We start from the raw sequence: 24,679 nt of genomic DNA on the forward strand, positions 1-24,679 counted from the left end.
GGCCGAAGCGCATTCGTGGTTGACGGAAAGGGTCGTCGGATGGCGAACGAAGAGAAGCTTCGTGACTACCTCAAGCGGGTCACCACCGATCTTCACCAGACTCGCAAGCGCCTGCGCGAGCTGGAGGACGAGCGGCTGGAACCCATGGCCGTCGTCGGGATGGCCTGCCGGTTCCCGGGCGGGGTGGCGTCACCGGACGACTTCTGGACCCTGCTGATCTCGGGAACGGACGCGATCTCGCCGTTCCCGCAGGACCGGGGCCCGGAGTGGGGCAGCGTCTACGATCCCGATCCGGCGGCGGCCGGCAAGAGCTATGCGCGCGAGGGCGGGTTCCTCGGCGAGGCGGCCGGCTTCGACGCGCAGTTCTTCGGCATCTCGCCGCGTGAGGCGCTGGCGATGGATCCGCAGCAGCGGCTGCTGCTGGAGACGTCCTGGGAAGCCCTGGAGCACGCCGGGATCGACCCGGTCTCGTTGCGCGGCACGGCCACCGGGGTGTTCGCCGGGCTGATCTACCACGACTACGCCGCCGGCGGGGTGGGCGACGTCGAAGGATACGTCAGCACCGGGATCTCGGGCGGCGTCGCCTCCGGCCGGGTCGCGTACACGCTCGGCCTGGAGGGCCCGGCGGTCACCGTGGACACGGCGTGCTCGTCGTCACTGGTGGCGATACACCTGGCCGCGGCCTCGCTGCGCTCGGGCGAGTGCACGCTCGCGCTGGCCGGCGGGGTCACGGTGATGGCCCGGCCGGGCACCTTCGTGGAGTTCTCCCGCCAGCGCGGGCTGGCCGCGGACGGCCGGTGCAAAGCGTTCGCCGAGGCGGCCGACGGCACCGGCTGGGGCGAGGGTGTCGGGGTCCTGGTCATGGAGAGGCTGTCCGACGCCCGCCGGAACGGGCATCGGGTGCTGGCGGTGGTCCGCGGCAGCGCCGTGAACCAGGACGGCGCCTCCAACGGGCTGACCGCCCCCAACGGCCCCTCCCAGCAGCGGGTGATCCGGTCGGCCCTGGCCGGCGCCGGGCTGTCGGCCGGCGAGGTGGACGTGATCGAGGGTCACGGCACCGGCACCCGGCTGGGCGACCCCATCGAGGCCGAGGCCCTGCTGGCCACCTACGGGCAGGACCGTGACGCCGGCAACCCGGTGCTGCTGGGGTCGGTGAAGTCGAACATCGGTCACACCCAGGCCGCGGCCGGGGTGGCCGGCGTCATCAAGATGATCCAGGCGATGGCGCACGGCGTCGTACCGGCGACCTTGCACGTGGACGCGCCGTCCTCGCACATCGACTGGACGGCCGGCGCGGTCGAGCTGGTGACCGAGGCGACCCCCTGGCCGCGGACCGATCGCCCCCGCCGGGCCGCGGTCTCGTCGTTCGGCTTCTCCGGCACCAACGCGCACGTCATCCTGGAACAGGCCCCCGAGCTCCCCCAGGAGCCCGGCGACGACGCCACAAGGCCGCTGCCGGCGGTGCCGTGGCTGATCTCGGCCCGGAGCGCGGACGGGCTGGCCGCGCAGGCCGAGCGGCTGGGGGCGTACCTCCGTTCCCGCCCGGACCTGGACCCGGCCGACGTCGGCTGGTCGCTGGCGGCGTCCCGCTCCGGTCTGCCGCACCGCGCGGTCGTCGTCGGGGCCGGCCGCGATGAGCTCCTCGCCGGTGTGGCCGCATTGGCGGCGTCGCCGTCGTCGGGTGAGGCCGCGACCGGCACGGCCGGGAGCCTTGGCCGGATCGGGTTCGTCTTCACCGGCCAGGGCGCGCAGCGGCTCGGGATGGGACAGGGCCTGTACGCGGCCTACCCGGCGTTCGCGCAGGCGTTCGACGCCGTCTGCGCCGGCCTGGACCGGCACCTCGGTCAGCCGGGCCGGTCCCTGGCCGCCGTCATCCGGGACGACGCCGAGCTGCTGGACCAGACGATGTGGGCGCAGGCCGGGCTGTTCGCGGTCGAGGTCGCGCTGTTCCGGCTGCTCCAGTCGTGGGGAGTGAGCCCGGACGCGGTGGCCGGGCACTCGATCGGTGAGCTGGCCGCCGCGCACGTGGCCGGGGTCTGGTCGCTGGAGGACGCGTGCGCGGTGGTCGCCGCGCGGGGCCGCCTGATGCAGGCCCTCCCGGCCGGCGGCGCGATGCTCGCCGTCCAGGCCGGGGAGGACGAGGTCCGTCCACTGCTGGGCGACGGGGTCGGGATCGCGGCGGTGAACGGCCCGGCCGCGCTGGTGGTCTCGGGACCGGCCGAGGCGGTGTCGGCGCTGCGGGAGCGGTTCGAGGCCCGCAACGTGCGGGTCCGCAACCTGCGGGTGTCGCACGCCTTCCACTCGTCGCTGATGGAGCCGATGCTGGCCGAGTTCGCGCGGGTCACGGCGTCGGTGTCGTACCGGCCTCCGGCCATCCCCCTGGTGTCCACGGTGACCGGCCTGCCGGTCACCGACGAGGTGACCGACCCGGAGTACTGGGTCCGCCAGGTGCGCGAGCCGGTCCGGTTCGCCGACGCCGTCACCGCCCTGCGCGAGCGGGACGTGCGCACCTTCGTGGAGATCGGCCCGGACGGCGTGCTGTCCGCGCTGGGCCCCCAGGCCGCGGACGACCCGGCGAAGACGGAGGAGTGGGTGCCCGCGCTGCGGCGCGGCCGGGACGACGCCGTCACCCTGGTGTCGGCGGTGGGACGGCTCCACACCCGCGGCGCCACGGTGGACTGGGCGCGGTTCTACGACGGCAGTGGCGCCCGGCGGGTGGACCTGCCGACCTACGCCTTCACCCGGCAGCGGTTCTGGCTCAATCCCGGGGCCGGGAGCACCGACGTGATCGGCCTGGGCCAGTCGGTGGCCGGTCATCCGCTGCTGGGCGCGACCGTCAGCCTCGCCGCCAGCGGCGGCCTGATGCTCACCGGGCGCCTCGGCCTGAGCACGCAGCCCTGGCTGGCCGATCACATGGTGGCCGGGCGAGTGATCGTCCCGGGGACGGCGCTGGTCGAGATGGCGATCCGCGCCGGAGACGAGATCGGCGCGCCCCGGCTGGCCGAACTGGTCATGGAAGCCCCGCTGGTGCTGCCCTCCGCCGCGTCCGGGGTGCGGGTCCAGGTGGTCCTCGACTCGCTGGACGCCGGCCGTACCGAGGTCACGATCTACTCCCAGGCCGAGGACGACGACGTCACCGGCGCCTGGACCCGGCACGCCGCCGGCGTCCTTGAGCCGGCCGCACACGAACCGGCCGATGCCACCGCCGATCTCGCCTCCTGGCCACCCGCCGGAGCGGTGGAGACGCCGCTGGACGGCCTTTATCCCGCGCTGGCCGAGACCGGGCTGGCCTATGGCCCGGTATTCCAAGGCGTGCGCGCCCTGTGGCGGCGGGGCGAGGAGGTCTTCGCCGAGGTCGCGCTGGGCGACGGCGTGGACGTCGCCGGGTTCGGGCTGCACCCGGCCCTGCTGGACGCCGCCCTGCACGGCATCGCGGCCGGCCGGGCCGAGCCGGAGCCGCTGCTGCCGTTCGCCTGGACCGGCGTCGTCTTCCACGCCACCGGCGCCGCCACCGCGCGCGTACGGATCGCCCCCGCCGCGAAGGGCGACGGCGTCACGGTGGCCCTGGCCGACGGGTCCGGCGAACCGATCGCATCGGTGGAGTCGCTGGCCCTCCAGCCCCTTCCGGCGGCGGACCCGGCCCAGGACGCGGCGCTGGTGCGCGAGGCCCTGTTCGGACTGGACTGGGTGCCGGCCACCCCGGCCGAGGCCGGGCCGGAGACGCCGTGGGCCGTGATCGGCCCCGACACCCTCCCGGGCCTGCCCGGCGCCGTCCACTACGCCGACCTGGCCGCACTGCTGGCGGCCATCGAGGACGGCGCCCCGGTCCCCGACACCGCGGTCGTCCGCTGCCGCACGAGTGGCGCCGACGATGCGGTTCCGGTGGCCGCCCGGACGCTCGCCGTTGACGTGCTGGGCGTGATCCAGGAGTGGCTGACCTGCGCGAACGTGGCCGGCGCCCGTCTGCTGGTGGTCACCGAACGCGCCGCCGACGCCGGTCCGGGACCGGAGCTGCGATCGTCGCCGGTGACCGGCCTGGTCCGGTCGGCCGCGGCCGAGAACCCCGGCAGGCTGGCCCTGGCCGACGTCGATGACCTGGCCGCCGATCCCATCGGCCTGGGCCCGCTGCTGCGGGCAGGCGTGGCCCTGGGCGAACCCGAGTTCGCGATCCGGCAGGGGCAGGTGCTCGTGCCGCGACTGGCCCGGCCCGGCGGAGGGCTGGCGGTTCCCGACGCTCCCGCCTGGCGGCTGGACTTCACCGAGCGCGGCACGCTGGAGAACCTGGTCCTGGCTCCCGCCGATGCGGATCGGGTTTTGGGTGCCGGTCAGGTGCGGGTGGGGTTGCGGGCCGGTGGGGTGAACTTCCGGGACGTGCTGAATGTGCTGGGCATGTATCCGGGGGATGCGGGCCGGTTGGGTCTTGAGGGTGCCGGTGTGGTGCTGGAGACGGGTCCGGGTGTGACCGGGTTCGCGCCGGGTGATTTGGTGATGGGTCTGTTCTCGGGGGCTTTTGGTCCGGAGGTGGTGACGGATCAGCGGTTGCTGGCGCCGGTGCCGGCGGGGTGGAGTCTGGCGGAGGCGGCGGCGGCTCCGGTGGTGTTCCTGACGGCGTATTACGCGCTGGTGGAGCTGGCGGGTCTGCGGCGGGGTGAGTCGGTTCTGGTTCATGCGGCTGCGGGTGGTGTGGGGATCGCGGCGGTGCAGTTGGCGCGGCATCTGGGTGCGGAGGTGTTCGGGACGGCGAGTCCGTCGAAGTGGCCGGTGTTGTATGGGCTGGGTCTGCCGGGGACGCATGTGGCCTCGTCGCGGACGCTGGAGTTCGAGGCGGCGTTCCGGGCGGTGAACGGCGGGGTGGATGTGGTCCTGGACTCGCTGGCGGGTGAGTTCGTGGACGCGTCGCTGCGGTTGGCGGCCGGTCCGGGGGGCCGGTTCGTGGAGATGGGCAAGGCCGACATCCGTGATCCGGAGCGGGTGGCGGCCGAGTACGGGGGGTTGCGGTATCAGGCGTTCGATCTTCTTCAGCTTGATCCGGATGAGATCGGTCGGATGCTGGGGGTGTTGTCCGGGCTGTTCGCGGCTGGGGTGTTGCGGCCGTTGCCGGTGGCGTGCTGGGACGTACGCCGGGCACCGGACGCGTTCCGGTATTTGAGTCAGGCCCGCAACGTGGGCAAGGTCGTCCTGACCATGCCCGCCACCGCCGATTCTCGGGGGACGGTCCTGGTGACCGGCGCCTCCGGCGCACTCGGCGGTCTCGTCGCCCGCCACCTGTCCGCTCGTCCCGGCGTGGCGAACGTGATGCTCCTCTCCCGGCGGGGGCCCGAAGCCCCCGGGATGGGCCGGCTGGCCGCCGAACTCGCCACCCGGGGCGTCCAGGTCCAGCTACGCGCCGCCGACGTCGCCGAGCGCGACCAGCTCGCCGCGCTCCTCGCCCGCGTGCCGGCCGAGGCGCCGCTGCGCGGTGTCGTCCACGCCGCCGGAGTGCTCGACGACGGGCTGATCGGTTCGCTGACGCCGGCCCGGATGGACGCGGTGATGCGCGCGAAGATCGACGGCGCCTGGCACCTCCACGAGCTGACCAGGACCCGCGACCTGAGCCTGTTCGTCCTCTTCTCCTCGATCGCCGGCATCTGGGGCAACCCGGGCCAGGGCAACTACGCCGCCGCGAACACCTTCCTGGACGCCCTGGCCGCCCACCGGCGCGGCGAGGGACTGCCCGCGGTGTCCCTGGCCTGGGGACCGTGGCAGCTCGACGATGCTCCGGCCGCAGGGATGACCGGGCACCTCACCCCGGCCGACTGGCAGCGGATGGCCGCACAGGGCCTGCGACCGCTCGGCGACGCCGACGGTCTCGCCCTGCTGGGCGCGGTGACGGGCGCCCGGCATCCGGAGGGGGCTCGGGCCCTGCTGATCCCGGCCCGGCTCGACCGGTCGAACCTGCGCCGTCGCGGATCGGGAACGCACCCGCTGCTGTCCGGCCTGATCCCCGCTTCGAGCGGCACGGCCCGGCGCACGGTCGGGGCGATCGGCGGCGGCCGTACCGGCCTCGCCGACCGGCTGGCCGCGCTGTCCGCGACCGAACGCGAGGAAACCGTCCGGGACATGATCCTGACCCAGGCGGCGCTCGTGCTGGGCATGGCCGGACCCGAGTCGGTGGACGCCGGCCGGTCCTTCCGGGAGCTGGGCTTCGACTCCCTGACCGCCGTGGAACTGCGTAACCGGCTGGGTGAGGCGACCGGCCTGCGGCTGCCGGCCACGCTCGTCTTCGACTACCCGACGCCGTCGGCGCTGGTCACGTACGTCCTGGCGCAACTGCTCGGCGAGGTCACCTCCGTCGCGCTGCCGACGGCGCGGACTGGCGTGCAGGACGGCGACGATCCGGTGGTGATCGTCGGGATGGGCTGCCGATTCCCCGGCGGCGTCGCCTCGGCGGGCGAGTTCTGGGATCTGCTGTCCGCGCGGACCGACGCCCTGACCGGGTTCCCGGTGGACCGGGGACCGGCCTGGGAAGGCGTCGTCGATCCGGACCCGGCCGCGGCCGGGAAGAGTTACGCCGATACCGGGGGATTCCTGCACGACGCCGGGGACTTCGACGCCCAGTTCTTCGGCATCTCGCCGCGCGAGGCGCTGGCGATGGACCCGCAGCAGCGGCTGCTGCTGGAGACCTCGTGGGAGGCCCTGGAAGACGCCGGAATCGACCCGGGATCGTTGGCGGGCAGCTCGACCGGCGTGTTCACCGGGCTGATCTACCACGACTACAGCACCGGAAGCGCGGCCCCCGAGGAAGTGGAAGGGTACGTCAGCACCGGGAACTCGGGCGGGGTGGCGTCCGGCCGGGTCGCCTACGCGCTCGGCCTGGAAGGCCCGGCCGTCACGGTGGACACCGCGTGCTCGTCCTCCCTGGTGGCCCTGCACCTGGCGGTACAGGCGCTGCGGTCGGGGGAGTGCGGCCTGGCCCTGGCCGGTGGGGCGACCGTGATGGCGACCCCGCAAACCTTCGTGGAGTTCTCGCGGCAGCGAGGGCTGGCCGCCGACGGCCGGTGCAAGGCGTACGCGGACGCGGCCGACGGCACCGGCTGGGGCGAGGGTGTCGGCGTGCTGGTGGTGGAGCGGCTGTCGGACGCCCGCCGTAACGGGCATCGGGTGCTGGCGGTGGTCCGGGGGACGGCGGTCAATCAGGACGGCGCGTCCAACGGTCTGACCGCCCCGAACGGGCCCTCCCAGCAGCGGGTGATCCGGGCGGCGCTGGCGAACGCCGGGTTGTCGGCCGGTGATGTGGATGTGATCGAGGGGCACGGAACGGGTACCCGGCTGGGCGACCCGATCGAGGCGCAGGCGCTGCTGGCCACCTACGGGCAGGACCGGGACGCGGACAAGCCGGTGTTGCTGGGGTCGGTGAAGTCGAACATCGGTCACACCCAGGCCGCGGCCGGGGTGGCCGGCATCATCAAGATGGTCCTGGCGATGTCCCATGGGGTGGTCCCGGCGACGTTGCACGTGGACGCCCCTTCCTCGCAGGTGGACTGGGAGTCGGGTGCGGTCGAGCTGGTGACCGAGGCGACGGCCTGGCCGCAGGTGGATCGTCCGCGCCGGGCCGGGGTGTCCTCGTTCGGGTTCTCCGGCACGAACGCGCACGTCATCCTGGAGCAGGCCCCCGAGATCCCCCAGGAGCCGGGCGAGGCCGAGGTTCGGCCGCTGCCGGTGGTGCCGTGGCTGATCTCGGCCCGGAGCACGGACGGGCTGGCCGCGCAGGCCGAGCGGCTGCGCGACCACCTGATCTCCCGGCCCGAACTCGACCCGGTCGATGTCGGGTGGTCGCTGGCCACGACCCGCGCGCACCTCGACCACCGCGCCGTGATCGTCGGCGCAGACCGCGCCGAACTCATCGCACGCCTGGCCACCCTGACCGAATCGACCGAATCGGCGAGCGCCGGTTCCGTGGGCAAGGTCGCGTTCCTGTTCACCGGTCAGGGCGCGCAGCGGGCCGGGATGGGACAGGGCCTGTACGCGGCGTATCCGGCCTTCGCGGAGGCGTTCGACGCGGTGTGCGCGGGCCTGGAAGAGCACCTGGACCAGTCCGTGCGAGCGGTCGTGCACGGTGCGGAGCCGGAAACCCTGGATCAGACGATGTGGGCCCAGGCGAGTCTCTTCGCGGTCGAGGTGGCCCTGTTCCGGCTGCTGGAGTCGTGGGGCGTGACTCCGGCGATGGTGGCCGGGCACTCGATCGGTGAGCTGGCCGCCGCGCATGTGGCCGGGGTGTGGTCGCTGGCCGACGCGTGCGCGGTGGTGGCGGCCCGGGGCCGGTTGATGCAGGCACTCCCCGCCGGTGGGGCGATGCTGGCGGTGCACGCCGGTGAGGACGACGTCCGTCGGGTACTCGCCGGCATCGAAGGCGTGGACATCGCGGCGGTCAACGGCCCGGCCGCCGTGGTGGTGTCCGGTCCGGAACGATCGGTGGCGGAGGTGGCCGAGGCGTTCACCGCGCAGGAGGTCCGGGTGCGGAACCTGCGGGTTTCGCACGCGTTCCATTCCGCCCTCATGGAACCGATGCTGGCGGACTTCGCGAAGGTCGCCGCGTCGGTGTCGTACGGACTGCCCCGGATTCCGCTGGTGTCCACGCTGACCGGCCGGCCGGTCACCGACGAGGTGACCGACCCGGAGTACTGGGTGCGGCAGGTGCGCGAACCGGTCCGGTTCGCCGACGCCGTCACCACGCTGCGCGAGAGCGGGGTGCGCACGTTCGTCGAACTCGGCCCGGACGGCGTCCTGTCCGCCCTCGGGTCGCAGCCGGCGTCCGAGACCGGCGAGAACGAGGACTCGCCGGCGGAGGCGTGGCTCCCGGCTCAACGCCGGGACCGGGACGAGGCGCTGACCCTGGTCTCGGCGGTCGGGGAGTTGCACGCCCGCGGCGGCGCCGTGGACTGGCCCCGCTTCTACGCCGGGACCGGCGCGGCCCGAGTCGAACTGCCCACCTACGCCTTCGCCCGGCAGCGCTACTGGCTCGGTTCCGGCGGCGGGCACGGCGACGCCGCCGGCCTGGGGCTGGGCTCGTCCGGTCATCCGCTGCTGGGCGCGGCCGTGAATCTGCCGGCCAGCGGCGGTCTTGTGCTGACCGGCCGGCTGTCGCTCGGCGCCCAGCCGTGGCTGGCCGGCCACGTGGTCGCCGGCCGGGTGGTTCTGCCCGGCGCGGCCCTGGTGGAGATGGCGATCCGGGCCGGGGACGAGACGAACCAGCCCCGGCTCGCGGAGCTGGTGATCGAAGCGCCCCTGGTCCTTCCGCTTCGGGGCGGCGTCCGGGTTCAGGTCACCGTGGACTCCGTCGAGCCGGACGGCGACGCCCCGCGCAGTGAAGTCGCGATCTACTCCCAGCCCGAGCACGAGGACCCGGCCGGCGCCTGGACCCGGCACGCCACCGGCGTCCTCGCCACGGCCGAGAGCACGGACGCCGACTTCGGCTCCTGGCCGCCGCCCGGGGCGGTCGCCCAGGATCTGGACGGCTTCTACCCCGCCCTGGCCGCGGCCGGCCTGGACTACGGGCCGCTGTTCCAGGGCGTGCGGACGATCTGGCGGCGCGGCGAGGAGGTCTTCGCCGAGATCGCCCTCGCCGATGACGTGCCCGTCGCCGGGTTCGGGCTGCACCCGGCCCTGCTCGACGCCGCCCTGCACCCGATCTCCGCCATCGGCCAGGACGGCCCCGGCCGCGGCCCGCTGCTGCCGTTCGCCTGGACCGACGTCGTCCTGCACGCGACCGGTGCCCGTGCCGCCCGCGTGCGTCTGGTCCCCACCGGCGACGGCATGTCGCTGACCCTGGCCGACGAGGCCGGCGCGCTGATCGCGACGGTGGGCGGCCTGGCCCTGCGCCCGCTCCCGGCGGCTCAGGCGGGCTCCACCGTCGCCGGCGAGGCGCTGTTCACCCTCGACTGGGTCCCCGTGCGTAACGGTGACGGCGACGGGCCAGCGGATCTGAGTCGCTGGGCCGTGCTGGGCCTCGGCGACCCGGCACCGTTCGGCGACCTCACCCACGCCGCACGCTACTCCGGCGTCGGCGAGTTGACGGCGGCGGTGGCGGGCGGCCATCCGGCCCCGGACACCGTCGTCGTCGCCTGCCCGGCGCACTCCGAGGGCGCCGGCGACCGGGCCCGTGCGGCGGCGGCGCGTGCCCTCGACATCGTGCGGGAGTGGCTGGCGGCCGAGAACCTGGCCGGGGCGCGGCTGGTGGTGGTGACCGAGCGCGCCGTCGCCGCCGGCTCCGGTGACGTCCCGATCGACGTGACCGGCTCCGGCGTCTGGGGATTGGTCCGGGTCGCCGCGGCCGAGAATCCGGGCCGGCTGGTCCTGGTGGATCTCGACGTCGAGCCCGGTGCCGAGGGTGTGGGAGACCTGGTGCGCGCGGCTGTGGCCACCGGGGAGGCGCAGGTCGCGGTCAGGGCCGGTCGGTTCCTGGTCCCGCGGCTGGCGCGGGTGAGGTCGGCGGCGGCCCTTGAGGTCCCGGTGGGCACGGACACCTGGCGGCTGGACTTCACCGAGCGCGGCACACTCCAGAACCTGGTCCTGGCTCCCGCCGATGCGGATCGGGTTTTGGGGCCGGGGCAGGTGCGGGTGGGGTTGCGGGCCGGTGGGGTGAACTTCCGGGACGTGCTGAACGTGCTGGGCATGTATCCGGGGGACGCGGGCCGGTTGGGTCTTGAGGGTGCCGGTGTGGTGCTGGAGACGGGTCCGGGTGTGACCGGGTTCGCGCCGGGTGATCTGGTGATGGGTCTGTTCTCGGGGGCTTTTGGTCCGGAGGTGGTGACGGATCAGCGGTTGCTGGCGGCGGTGCCGGCGGGGTGGACGCTGGCGGAGGCGGCGGCGGCTCCGGTGGTGTTCCTGACGGCGTATTACGCGCTGGTGGAGCTGGCGGGTCTGCGGCGGGGTGAGTCGGTTCTGGTTCATGCGGCTGCGGGTGGTGTGGGGATCGCGGCGGTGCAGTTGGCGCGGCATTTGGGTGCGGAGGTGTTCGGGACGGCGAGTCCGTCGAAGTGGCCGGTGTTGTATGGGCTGGGTTTGCCGGGGACGCATGTGGCCTCGTCGCGGACGCTGGAGTTCGAGGCGGCGTTCCGGGCGGTGAACGGCGGGGTGGATGTGGTCCTGGACTCGCTGGCGGGTGAGTTCGTGGACGCGTCGCTGCGGTTGGCGGCCGGTCCGGGGGGCCGGTTCGTGGAGATGGGCAAGGCCGACATCCGTGATCCGGAGCAGGTGGCGGCCGAGCATGAGGGGTTGCGGTATCAGGCGTTCGATCTTCTTCAGCTCGATCCGGATGAGATCGCCCGGATGCTGGGGGCGTTGTCGGAGCTGTTCGCGGCTGGGGTGTTGCGGCCGTTGCCGGTGGCGTGCTGGGACGTACGCCGGGCACCGGACGCGTTCCGGTATCTGAGCCAGGCTCGCAACGTCGGCAAGGTCGTGCTGACCATGCCCAGCACCGCCGACTCCCGGGGCACCGTGCTGCTGACCGGCGCCTCCGGCGCACTCGGCGGCCTGGTCGCCCGCCATTTGGCCGAGAACCGGCAGGCCGAACGCCTCGTCCTGGTCTCCCGGCGAGGCCCCGCCGTGCCCGGCACCGCCCGGCTCGCGGCCGAACTCGCCGGCCAGGGCGTCGGGCTCGACGTCGTCGCCGCCGACGTCGCCGACCGTGCCGCGCTGGCCCAGGTCATCGCCGCTGTCCCGTCCCACACGCCGCTGCGGGGAGTCGTGCACGCCGCCGGGGTCCTGGACGACGGTGTGATCACCTCGCTCACCCCGGCCGCCCTGGAAGCCGTGATGCGGCCCAAGGTGGACGGCGCCTGGCATCTGCACGAACTGACGCGCGGCCTGGACCTGAACCTGTTCGTGCTGTTCTCCTCGATCGCCGGGATCTGGGGCAACCCGGGCCAGGGCGCGTACGCGGCGGCCAACACCTTCCTGGACGCCCTGGCGGCTCATCGCCGCCGCGCCGGTCTTCCCGCCACCTCCCTCGCCTGGGGACTGTGGCAGCTCACCGACACCCCGTCCGGGGGGATGGCCGGGCAGCTCAGCCCGGCCGACTGGCAGCGCCTGGCCGCCCAGGGCCTGCAACCCTTGACCGCTGCCGACGGTCTGGCCCTGCTCGACGCCGTCCGGGGCGTGGGCGAGCCCGGCGGCCGGCCGCTCGACGGCGCGGACGCCCTGCTGATCCCGGCCCGGCTCGACCCGTCCGCGTTCCGCCGCCGAGGCCGCGAGGTGCCGGCGCTGATGTCGGGCCTGGTTCCGGCGACCGCCCGAGCCACCCGCCGGACCGCCGGACGGACCGGTGCGGACGGCGGGGCCGGCCTCGCCGCCCGCCTGGCCCGCCTGTCCCCGGCGGAGCAGGAGACGACCGTGCGCGACCTGATCTTGACGCAGGCGGCGCTCGTGCTGGGGATGGCCGGTCCGGGATCGGTGGACGCCGGCCGGTCCTTCCGGGACCTGGGTTTCGACTCGCTCACCGCCGTCGAACTGCGTAACCGGCTCGGTGAGGCGACCGGCCTGCGGCTGCCGGCCACGCTCGTCTTCGACTACCCGACGCCGTCGGCGCTGGTCACGTACGTCCTGGCGGAACTGCTCGGCAAGGTCACCTCCGTAGCGCCGCCGACGGCGCGGACGGGCGTGCAGGACGGCGACGATCCGATCGTGATCGTCGGGATCGGCTGCCGATTCCCCGGCGGCGTCGCCTCCGCCAGGGATTTCTGGACCATGCTCGCCTCCGGCGCCGACGCGGTGTCCGGGTTCCCGGCCGATCGCGGCCCGGAGTGGGAGAGCGTCTTCGACCACGATCCGGCCGCGGTGGGCAAGAGCTACGCCCGGGAGGGCGCGTTCCTGGGCGAGGCGGCCGAGTTCGACGCCCAATTCTTCGGCATCTCGCCGCGTGAGGCGCTGGCGATGGACCCGCAGCAGCGGCTGCTGCTGGAGACCTCGTGGGAGGCCCTGGAAGACGCCGGAATCGACATCGGCACCCTGCACGGCAGCCAGACGGGGGTCTTCACCGGGCTGATCTACCACGACTACGGCACGGGCGGTGTCGTGCCCGGTGATGTCGAGGGTTATGTCAGCACCGGGATGTCCGGCGGGGTGGCGTCCGGGCGGGTCGCCTACGCGCTCGGCCTGGAAGGCCCGGCGGTGACGGTGGACACCGCGTGCTCGTCCTCCCTCGTGGCGCTGCACCTGGCGGTGCAGGCGCTGAGGTCGGGGGAGTGCACGCTGGCCCTGGCCGGGGGAGTGACGGTCATGGCCACCCCTGGCATCTTCGTTGAGTTCTCCCGGCAGCGTGGCCTGGCCGCCGACGGCCGGTGCAAGGCGTATGCGGACGCGGCCGACGGCACCGGCTGGGGCGAGGGCGTCGGCGTCCTCGTGGTGGAGCGGCTGTCGGACGCCCGCCGGAACGGGCATCGGGTGCTCGCGGTGGTCCGGGGGACGGCGGTCAACCAGGACGGCGCCTCGAACGGCCTGACCGCGCCGAACGGCCCCTCCCAGCAGCGGGTGATCCGGGCGGCGCTGGCGAACGCGGGTCTGCGGCCGGGTGACGTCGATGTGATCGAAGGGCACGGGACCGGCACGCGGCTGGGCGACCCGATCGAGGCGCAGGCGCTGCTGGCCACCTACGGGCAGGACCGAGACGACGATCGTCCGGTGCTGCTGGGGTCGGTGAAGTCGAACATCGGCCACACCCAGGCCGCGGCCGGGGTGGCCGGGATCATCAAGATGGTGCTGGCGATGTCCCACGGCGTGGTCCCGGCGACGTTGCACGTGGACGCCCCTTCCTCCCAGGTGGACTGGGAGTCGGGTGCGGTCGAGCTGGTGACCGAGGCCACGGCCTGGCCCCAGACCAGCCGCCCCCGCCGGGCGGGGATCTCGTCGTTCGGGTTCTCCGGCACCAACGCGCACGTCATCCTGGAGCAGGCCCCCGAGATCCCCCAGGAGCCCGGCGACGCCGCCACCCGGCCGCTGCCGGTGGTCCCGTGGCTGATCTCGGCCCGGAGCGCGGACGGGCTGGCCGCCCAGGCGCGGCGGCTGCAGGAGTTCACCGGCTCGCGGCCGGACCTCGACCCGGCCGACGTCGCATGGTCCCTCGCCACCACGCGGTCGGCGCTGCCCCACCGGGCGGTGGTGGTCGGCGCGGACCGGCAGGAACTGCTGGCCGGGCTGGACCACGTGGCGTCCGGCCGACAGTCGCCGTCGGCGGTGACCGGCTCGGTCGAATCCGTGGGCAAGGTCGGATTCGTGTTCACCGGGCAGGGGGCCCAGCGGGTGAAGATGGGGGAGGGCCTCTACGCGGCCTATCCCGCGTTCGCCCAGGCGTTCGACGCCGTATGCGCGGGGCTGGAGGAACACCTCGATCAGCCCGGCCGGAACCTGAAGGAGGTCATCTGGGGCGGCAGTGAGGACGGCGTCCTGGACCAGACGGTCTGGGCCCAGGCGGGTCTTTTCGCGGTCGAGGTCGCCTTGTTCCGGCTGCTGGAGTCGTGGGGCGTGACTCCGGCGATGGTGGCCGGGCACTCGATCGGTGAGCTGGCCGCCGCGCACGTGGCCGGGGTCTGGTCCCTGTCTGACGCGTGTGCCGTGGTCGGGGCCCGGGGCCGGCTGATGCAGGCGCTGCCGTCCGGCGGCGAGATGCTCGCCGTCCAGGCCGGCGAAGCCGAGGTCCTGGAGGTGCTTTCGGGCCTGACCGAGGTCGGCGTCGCCGCCGTCAACGGCCCGGCCGCGGTGGTGGTGTCCGGATCGGCCCAGGCCGTGGCCGCGGTCGCCGGGGAGTTCACCGCCCGCGGCGTCCGGGTGCGCAACCTGCGGGTCTCACACGCGTTCCACTCGCCGCTGATGGAACCCATGCTGGCCGAGTTCGCCCAGGTGACGGCGTCGGTGTCGTACGCGCCGCCGCGGATTCCCCTGGTGTCCACGGTGACCGGGGCGCCGGTGACCGACGAACTGACGGACCCTGGGTATTGGGTGCGGCAGGTGCGCGAGCCGGTCCGGTTCGCCGACGCCGTCGCCACGCTGCGGGCGAGCGGGGTGCGGACGTTCGTCGAGCTCGGCCCGGATGGAGTCCTGTCCGCGCTCGGCGCGCAGTCGGTGTCCGGGGCCGGGGAGGATCTGCCGGCGGAGGCGTGGCTTCCAGCGCAGCGTCGGGATCGGGACGAGGTGCTGACCCTGGTTTCAGCGGTCGGGCAGTTGCACGCCCGTGGCGGTGTGGTGGACTGGCCGCGCTTTTTCGCCGGGACCGGTGCGTCCCGGGTGGACCTGCCCACGTATGCCTTCGCCCGGCAGCGCTACTGGCTGACTTCCGGCGGGGTTCCGGGCGATGTGGCCGGTGTGGGGCTGGGCGTGTCCGGTCATCCGTTGCTGGGCGCGGCGGTGAATCTGCCGGCCAGCGGGGGGCTTGTGCTGACGGGCCGGCTGTCGCTGGGCGCCCAGCCGTGGCTGGCCGATCATGTGGTGGCCGGGCGGGTGGTGCTGCCGGGCGCGGCTTTGGTGGAGATGGCGATCCGGGCGGGGGATGAGATCGGCCGGTCTCGGCTGGCCGAGCTGGTGATCGAGGCGCCTTTGGTCCTTCCGGCGCGGGGTGGTGTCCGGGTTCAGGTCACGGTCGACTCGACGGATGACGACGCCTCGCGTGGTGCGGTGGCGATCTACTCTCAGCCGGAGCACGAGGACCCGGCCGGTGCCTGGGTCCGGCATGCCACCGGCGTCCTGGCCGCGGCAGAGAGCACGGCCGAGAGCACGGACGCCGCTGATCTGGGCTCCTGGCCGCCGGCCGGGGCGGTCGCGCAGGATGTGGACGGCTTCTATGCCGCGCTGGCCGCGGCCGGCTTGAGCTACGGATCGTTGTTCCAGGGCGTGCGGGCGCTTTGGCGGCGCGGTGAGGAGGTCTTCGCGGAGATCGCCCTCGCCGATGACACGCCCGTGGCCGGGTTCGGGCTGCATCCGGCCCTGCTGGACGCCGCCCTGCACCCGATCTCGGCCACCGGCGTGGCGTCGGGGCCGTTGCTGCCGTTCGCCTGGACCGATGTCGTGGTGCACGCGACCGGCGCTCGTGCGGCCCGGGTGCGTCTGGTCCCCACCGGGGATGGGATGTCGCTGACCCTCGCTGATGAGGCCGGTGCGCTGATCGCCACGGTGGGTGCGCTGGCCCTGCGTCCGCTTCCGATGGTTCAGGCGGGTTCCACCATCGGCGGCGAGGCGCTGTTCACCCTTGACTGGGTCCCCGTGCGTAACGGTGACGGCGACGGGCCTGCGGATCTGAGTCGCTGGGCTGTGCTGGGCCTCGGCGCCCCGTCACCGTTCGGCGAGCTTTCCCGCGTCGCGCGCTATTCCGGCATCGGCGAGCTGACTGCGGCGGTGGCCGGCAACGATCCGGTCCCGGAGATCGTCATCGTGGGTTGCCGGGTGCGGTCGGAGGGCGCCGATGTCGGCGAGCGCGCCCGTGCGGCGGCGGCCCGTGCCCTCGACATCGTGCGGGAGTGGCTGGCGGCCGAGAACCTGGCCGAAGCGCGGCTGGTGGTGGTGACCGAGCGCGCCGTCGCCGCCGGCTCCGGCGACATCCCGATCGACGTGACCGGCTCCGGCATTTGGGGATTGGTCCGGGTCGCCGCGGCCGAGAATCCGGGCCGGCTGGTCCTGGTGGATCTCGACGTCGAGCCCGGTGCCGAGGGTGTGGGAGACCTGGTGCGCGCGGCCGTGGCCACCGGGGAGGCGCAGGTCGCCGTCCGGGCCGGTCGGCTCCTGGTCCCGCGGCTGGCGCGGGTGAGGCCGGCGGCCGTCCTTGAGGTCCCGGTGGGCACGGACACCTGGCGGCTGGACTTCACCGAGCGCGGCACACTCCAGAACCTGGTCCTGGCTCCCGCCGATGCGGATCGGGTTTTGGGTGCCGGTCAGGTGCGGGTGGGGTTGCGGGCTGGTGGGGTGAACTTCCGGGACGTGCTGAATGTGCTGGGCATGTATCCGGGGGATGCGGGCCGGTTGGGTCTTGAGGGTGCCGGTGTGGTGCTGGAGACGGGTCCGGGTGTGACCGGGTTCGCGCCGGGTGATCTGGTGATGGGGCTGTTCTCGGGGGCTTTCGGTCCGGAGGCGGTGACGGATCAGCGGTTGCTGGCGGCGGTGCCGGAGGGGTGGACGCTTTCGGAGGCGGCGGCGGCTCCGGTGGTGTTCCTGACCGCGTATTACGCGCTGGTCGAGCTGGCCGGCCTCCAGCGGGGTGAGTCGATTCTGATTCATGCGGCTGCGGGTGGTGTGGGGATCGCGGCGGTGCAGTTGGCGCGGCATCTGGGTGCGGAGGTGTTCGGGACGGCGAGTCCGTCGAAGTGGCCGGTGTTGTATGAGCTGGGTCTGCCGGACACGCATGTGGCCTCGTCGCGGACGCTGGAGTTCGAGGCGGCGTTCCGGGCGGTGCGCGGTGGGGTGGATGTGGTTCTGGACTCGCTGGCGGGTGAGTTCGTGGACGCGTCGCTGCGGTTGGCGGCCGGTCCGGGGGGCCGGTTCGTGGAGATGGGCAAGGCGGACATCCGTGATCCGGAGCAGGTGGCGCGGGAGCATGAGGGTCTGAGGTATCAGGCGTTCGATCTCCTGGACCTGGATCCGGATGAGATCGCCCGGATGCTGGGGGCGTTGTCGGAGCTGTTCGCGGCTGGGGTGTTGCGGCCGTTGCCGGTGGCGTGCTGGGACGTACGCCGGGCTTCGGACGCGTTCCGGCACTTGAGTCAGGCCCGCAACGTCGGCAAGGTCGTCCTGACCATGCCCGCCACCGCCGATTCTCGGGGGACGGTCCTGGTGACCGGCGCCTCCGGCGCACTCGGCGGCCTGGTCGCCCGGCATCTGGCCCAGAACCGGCAGGCCGAATGCCTCGTCCTGGTCTCCCGGCGGGGACCGGCCGTCCCCGGCACGGCACAGCTCGCCGCCGAGCTCGCCGTTCAAGGAGCCGGGGTCACTGTCGTCGCCGCCGACGTCGCCGACCGTGCCGCGCTGGCCCAGGTCATCGCCGCTGTCCCGTCCCACACGCCGCTGCGGGGAGTCGTGCACGCCGCCGGGGTCCTGGACGACGGTGTGATCACCTCGCTCACCCCGGCCGCCCTGGAAGCCGTGATGCGGCCCAAGGTGGACGGCGCCTGGCATCTGCACGAACTGACGCGCGGCCTGGACCTGAACCTGTTCGTGCTGTTCTCCTCGATCGCCGGGATCTGGGGCAACCCGGGCCAGGGCGCGTACGCGGCGGCCAACACCTTCCTGGACGCCCTGGCGGCTCATCGCCGCCGGGCCGGTCTTCCCGCCACCTCCCTGGCCTGGGGATTGTGGCAGCTCACCGACACCCGGTCCGGGGGGATGGCCGGGCAGCTCAGCCCGGCCGACTGGCAGCGTCTGGCCGCCCAGGGCCTGCAACCTCTGACCGCCGCCGATGGTCTGGCTCTGCTGGACGCGGTGCGGGGTGTGGGTGAGCCAGGTGGCCGGCCGCTCGACGGCGCGGGCGCCCTGCTGATCCCGGCCCGGCTCGACCCGTCCGCGTTCCGCCGCCGAGGCCGCGAGGTGCCGGCGCTGATGTCGGGCCTGGTCTCGGCGTCCGCCCGAGCCACCCGGCGAGCCGCTGGAGGGGGCGGTGCGGAGGGCCGGTCCGGCCTCGCCGCCCGCCTGGCCGGCCTGCCGCCGGCCGAGCGGGAGACGACCGTGCGCGACCTGGTCCTGACCCAGGCGGCGTTGGTGCTGGGCATGGGCGGGCCGGAATCGGTGGATGCGGGCCGGTCCTTCCGGGAGCTGGGTTTCGACTCCCTGACTGCGGTGGAGTTGCGCAATCGCCTCGGTGAGGTGACGGGGCTGCGGCTGCCGGCGACGCTCGTCTTCGACTACCCGACGCCGTCGGCGCTGGTCACCTATGTGCTGGCCGAACTGCTCGGCGACGCCACCTCGGTGGCGCTTCCCACGGCGCGGACCGGCGTCCAGGACGGCGACGATCCGATCGTGATCGTCGGGATGGGCTGCCGTTTCCCCGGTGGCGTCTCCTCCGCCGGGGAGTTCTGGGACCTGCTGGCTTCCGGTGCCGACGCGGTGTCCGGGTTCCCGGCCGATCGCGGCCCGGAGTGGGAGAGCGTCTTCGACCACGATCCGGCCGCGGTGGGCAAGAGCTACGCTCGCGAAGGCGCGTTCCTGGGCGAGGCGGCCCAGTTCGACGCCCAGTTCTTCGGCATCTCGCCGCGTGAGGCGCTGGCGATGGACCCGCAGCAGCGGCTGCTGCTGGAGACCTCGTGGGAGGCCCTGGAAGACGCGGGGATCGACATCGGCAGCCTGCACGGCAGTGCGACCGGGGTGTTCACCGGGCTGATCTACCACGACTACAGCGCGGGCGGTGTCGTGCCCGGTGATGTCGAGGGTTATGTCAGCACCGGGATGTCCGGCGGGGTGGCGTCCGGGCGGGTCGCCTACGCGCTCGGCCTGGAAGGCCCGGCCGTGACGGTGGACACCGCGTGCTCGTCGTCCCTGGTGGCCTTGCACCTGGCGGTGCAGGCGCTGAGGTCGGGGGAGTGCACGCTGGCCCTGGCCGGGGGAGTGACGGTCATGGCCACCCCTGGCATTTTCGTGGAGTTCTCCCGGCAGCGGGGGCTGGCCGCCGACGGCCGGTGCAAGGCGTACGCGGACGCGGCCGACGGCACCGGCTGGGGCGAGGGCGTCGGCGTGCTGGTGGTCGAGCGGTTTTCCGACGCGCGGCGCAACGGTCACCGGGTGCTCGCCGTGGTGGCCGGGACCGCCGTGAACCAGGACGGCGCCTCCAACGGCCTGACCGCTCCCAACGGGCCCTCGCAGCAGCGGGTGATCCGCGCCGCGCTGGAGAACGCCGGCCTGCGGCCCGGAGACGTGGACGTGATCGAGGGCCACGGGACCGGCACCCGGCTGGGCGACCCGATCGAGGCGCAGGCGCTGCTGGCCACCTACGGGCAGGACCGAGACGACGATCGTCCGGTGCTGCTGGGGTCGGTGAAGTCGAACATCGGCCACACCCAGGCCGCGGCCGGGGTGGCCGGGATCATCAAGATGGTCCTGGCGATGTCCCATGGCGTGGTCCCGGCGACGTTGCACGTGGACGCCCCGTCATCGCAGGTGGACTGGGAGGCGGGCGCGGTCGAACTGGTGACCGAGGCGACGCCCTGGCCGCGGACGGACCGCCCCCGCCGGGCCGGAATCTCCTCGTTCGGGTTCTCCGGCACGAATGCGCACGTCATCCTGGAGCAGGCCCCAGAGGAACCGAGCGTGCACGACGCCGAGGTTCGGCCGCTGCCGGTGGTGCCATGGCTGATCTCGGCCCGGAGCGCGGACGGGCTGGCCGCGCAGGCGCGGCGGCTGCAGGAGTTCAGCGCCTCGCGGCCTGATCTCGATCCGGCCGACGTCGCATGGTCCCTCGCCACCACGCGGTCGGCGCTGCCCCACCGGGCGGTGGTGGTCGGCGCGGACCGGCAGGAACTGCTGGCCGGGCTGGACCACGTGGCGTCCGGCCGGCAGTCGCCGTCGGTGGTGACCGGCTCGGCCGGCTCCGCGGGCAAGGTCGGATTCGTGTTCACCGGTCAGGGCGCGCAGCGGGTCGGCATGGGCCGGCAGCTGTACGCGGCGTATCCGGTGTTCGCCCAGGCGTTCGACGCGGTGTGCGCGGGGCTGGAGGAGCACCTGGATCAGCCGGGTCTGTCGTTGCAAGCGGTCATCGAAGGCGCCGGCCGTATCGATGACACGGTGTGGGCGCAGGCGGGCCTTTTCGCGGTCGAGGTGGCCCTGTTCCGGCTGCTGGAGTCGTGGGGTGTGACCCCGGCGATGGTGGCCGGGCACTCGATCGGTGAGCTGGCCGCCGCGCATGTGGCCGGGGTGTGGTCGCTGGCCGACGCGTGCGCCGTGGTGGCGGCCCGGGGCCGGCTGATGCAGGCGCTCCCGGCCGGTGGGGCGATGCTGGCGGTGCACGCCGGTGAGGACGACGTCCGTCGGGTACTCGCCGGGACCGAAGGCGTGGACATCGCGGCGGTCAACGGCCCGGCCGCCGTGGTGGTGTCCGGGGCGGAACGATCGGTGGCGGAGGTGGCCGAGGCGTTCACCGCGCGGGGCGTGCGGGTGCGGAACCTGCGGGTGTCGCACGCGTTCCACTCGCCGCTGATGGAACCGATGCTGGCCGAGTTCGCCAAGGTGACGGCGTCGGTGTCGTACGCGCCGCCGCGGATTCCGCTGGTGTCCACGATGACCGGGGCGTCGGTGACGACAGAGGTGACGGACCCGGAGTACTGGGTGCGTCAGGTGCGCGAGCCGGTGCGGTTCGCCGACGCCGTCACCGGCCTGCGGCAGGCCGGTGTCCGGACGTTCGTCGAGATCGGCCCGGACGCCGTCCTCTCCGCCCTCGGCCCGGAAACCGCCACGGCCGCGGATGGCCCGGTGGCCGCCGACACCGAAGCCTGGATTCCGGCACTGCGCCGAGACCAGGACGAGCCCGCGACCCTGGTCGCGGCAGTCGGCAGGTTGTACGCGCGGGGCGGGACCGCGGACTGGTCCCGCTTCTACGCCGGAAGCGGGGTGCGGCGCGTCGATCTGCCGACCTACGCCTTCACCCGCGAGCGGTTCTGGCTGAACACCAGCCCGGCCCGGAGGGACGCGGCCGAGCTGGGACAGTCCGTGACCGGCCATCCCCTCCTCGGCGCGGCCGTGGACCTGCCCGCCGACGGCGGCCTGGTCCTGACCGGCCGGTTGTCCCTGACCGCGCAGCCCTGGCTCGCCGGCCACCGGACGGCGGGCCGGACCCTCGTCCCCGAAACGGCCCTGATCGAGATGGCGGTGCGGGCCGGCGACGAGACCGGGCACGCTCACGTGAGCGAACTGGAGGTCCACGTTCCGCCGGTCCTCCCCGGCTCCGGGGCGCTTCAGGTTCAGGTCGTGATCAAACGCCCGGACGACGACGACCGCCGGGAACTGGCCATCTACTCCCGTCCGGAGAACCAGGCGCCGCACGGTCCCTGGACCCGCCACGTCACCGCCGTCCTCACCGCTGCCGCCGTCGAACCTGGCGAAGTGGCGGCCGAGTGGCCGCCGGCCGGCGCGCAGCCGGAGCCCGAATCGACGTACCGGCACATTCGTGCCGTGTGGCGGCGGGGTTCGGAGCTCTTCGCCGAGATCACCCTCGACGAGACCCTGGACGTCGCCGGGTTCGGCCTCCACCCCGCCCTCCTGGACGCCGTCCTGCCCCTGATCGGGCCGGCCGGGGACGCGCCGATGCTGGCGTCCGCCTGGACCGACGTGGTCGTGCACGCCACCGGAGCCGTCGGCGTGCGGGCCCGGCTGGCACCCGTCCCCGGCACCGAGGCGATGTCGGTGACCCTGTCCGACGCCACGGGGCGGCTGGTGGCCTCGGTGGGATCCGTGGCCCGGCGCCCGCTCTCCGCCGAGGAACTGCCCGCCGAGCCCTCCGATTCCCTGTTCGAGCTCGAATGGCTCCCGGCCGAACCCGGGGCCCTCTCCGCCCCGGAGCGGGTGGCCTTGGTCGGGCCCGGTCTGGAGAACACCGGCCGGGGATGGCCGCAGGCTCAGCACCACGCCGGAATGAGCGAGCTGGTGGCGGCGGTCGCGTCGGGCACGCCCGTCCCGGACACGATCGTCGTCAGCGGCGGGCCGTCCGAGGACCCGGCCGGCGACGTCGCCGGCGCGGCGCGGGCCGCGGTCCTGGCCACGCTGACGCCGCTGCGGGAATGGCTGGCGGCCCGGGACCTCGCCGGAACCCGGCTGATCGTGCTCACGCACCGGGCCGTCGACGCCGGGCCGGGGCCGGTCGACGTCGCCGGCGCGGCGGTCTGGGGTCTGATCCGCGTCGCTCAGTCCGAGTACCCCGGCCGGATCGTGCTGCTCGACCTGGACACACCGGCGGCCCTCGATCAGGCACTCCCGGCCGCCGTGGTGTCGGGAGAGGCGCAGATCGCCGTCCGAGCCGGCCGCCTCCTGGTCCCGAGACTGGTTCCGGCGACCGTGGACGCGAAGGCCCCCGATGGGGCGAACGCCGACCGGCGGGGAACGCTGCTGGTCACCGGCGCGTCCGGAGCCCTCGGCCGGCTCGTCGCCCGCCGTCTGGTCGGCGCCGGAAGGGCCGAGCGGGTCGAGCTGCTCTCCCGGCGCGGCGCCCAGGCGCCGGGACTGGGCGCCCTGGCGGCCGAACTCGCCGGTCTGGGGGCCACGGCCCACGTGACCGCCTGCGACGCCGCCGACCGTGACGGCGTCGCCGCGGTGATCGCGGCGATCCCGGCCGAGACGCCGCTGCGCGCAGTGGTTCACGCCGCCGGGATCCTGGACGACGGGATCATCGAATCGCTGACCCCGGCCCGGGTCGAGGCCGTGATGCGGCCGAAGGTGGACGGCGCCTGGAACCTGCACGAGCTGACGCAGGACCTGGAACTCCGCGATTTCGTGCTGTTCTCGTCGATGGCCGGGATCTGGGGCAACGCCGGTCAGGGCGGCTACGCCGCGGCCAACACCTTCCTGGACGCCCTGGCCGCGCACCGGCGCCGGGCAGGACTGCCGGCCACCTCCCTGGCCTGGGGGCCATGGCGGATCGACGAGCCCGGCACGGCAGGTGCGACCGGCGGGATGACCGGCGGGATGGCCGGGCGGATCGGGGACGCCGAGTGGCGGCGAATGGCCCGGCACGGCCTGCGGCCCCTCAGCAGCGCCGACGGCCTGGCCCTGCTGGACGCGGTGATCGAGCGGAACCTGCGCGCCCCGGGCACGGTTCCGGCGCTGCTCGTCCCGGTCCACCTGGATCTCGGCGCCCTGCGCCGGCACAACGGGGTGGGACTGCCGCCGTTGCTGTCCGGCCTGGCCGGCGTGACGGCGTCCGGCCCGGCCCGTCGGCGGGTCGTCGGCCCGGCCGGCGAGCCCGAGCAGAACGGGCTGGCCGCCCGCCTGGCCACGCTCCCCCCGGCCGCCCGCGAACGCGCCGTCCACGATCTGGTCCGGGCCGAGGCCGCCCAGGTCCTCGGTCTGCCCGGCCCCGACGCGGTGGACGCCGGCCGTTCCTTCCTGGAGCTGGGACTGACGTCCCTGACCGCGCTGCAGCTCCGCAACCAGTTGAGCGGTGTCGCCGGCCTGACCCTGCCGGCCAGCGTGATCTTCGACTACCCGACGCCCGCCGCGCTGGCCGGGTACCTGTGCGCGAACGTCGTCCCCGCCGAAACGGCGCTGCCCGTCCTCGACGGTCTCGACCGGCTCGCCTCCCTGCTCGCCGCCGTCGATGAGGACAGCGACCGCAGGGCGGAGATCATCGTGCGCCTGGAGGGCCTGATCGCCGACTTCCGGAGCCGGACCATGGACAACACGACGTCCTATCGCGACCTGTCCGCGGCGAGCGACGACGAGATGTTCGAGCTGATCGACCGGGAACTGGGGATCTGAAGGCGCGAACGACCCAAGCCGGGGCCACTCGCGTTCTGGTGGCCCCGGCGTTCGCCGGCACGCGGCCCCGCGGTGGAACCGAGATGACGGACGCCTGACCGGGGCGTGCCGCTTCCGGAAGAGCCGTCGCATCGCCGGAATTGATCTGGGGCGAATATGAATCCCAAATGACGCAGACAAGCGACTGGAATTCTGGCAAGGGGTGTTCGGATCGGGGGTGCTCAACTGCTGACATTCCACAGTTGAACGGGTGTGGCCCGCGGTTTTCCTGGAT

At 73.9% G+C, this 24,679-nt stretch carries 1 protein-coding gene; it reads left to right on the plus strand.

Going from position 1 to position 24,679, the window contains the following annotated elements:
- Nucleotides 1-39 precede the first annotated feature (39 nt).
- Entirely contained in the window at nt 40-24,405 is a 24,366-nt protein-coding gene (locus tag HNP84_RS55480; protein WP_281396389.1) for a type I polyketide synthase, read from the plus strand.
- Nucleotides 24,406-24,679 lie beyond the last annotated feature (274 nt).

It is taken from the genome of Thermocatellispora tengchongensis (assembly GCF_014202315.1).
GTDB lineage: Bacteria > Actinomycetota > Actinomycetes > Streptosporangiales > Streptosporangiaceae > Thermocatellispora > Thermocatellispora tengchongensis.

Excerpts from the sequence above, each read along its gene's own strand:
- HNP84_RS55480 (WP_281396389.1), top strand. The coding sequence starts at position 40 with ATGGCGAACGAAGAGAAGCTTCGTGACTACCTCAAGCGGGTCACCACC.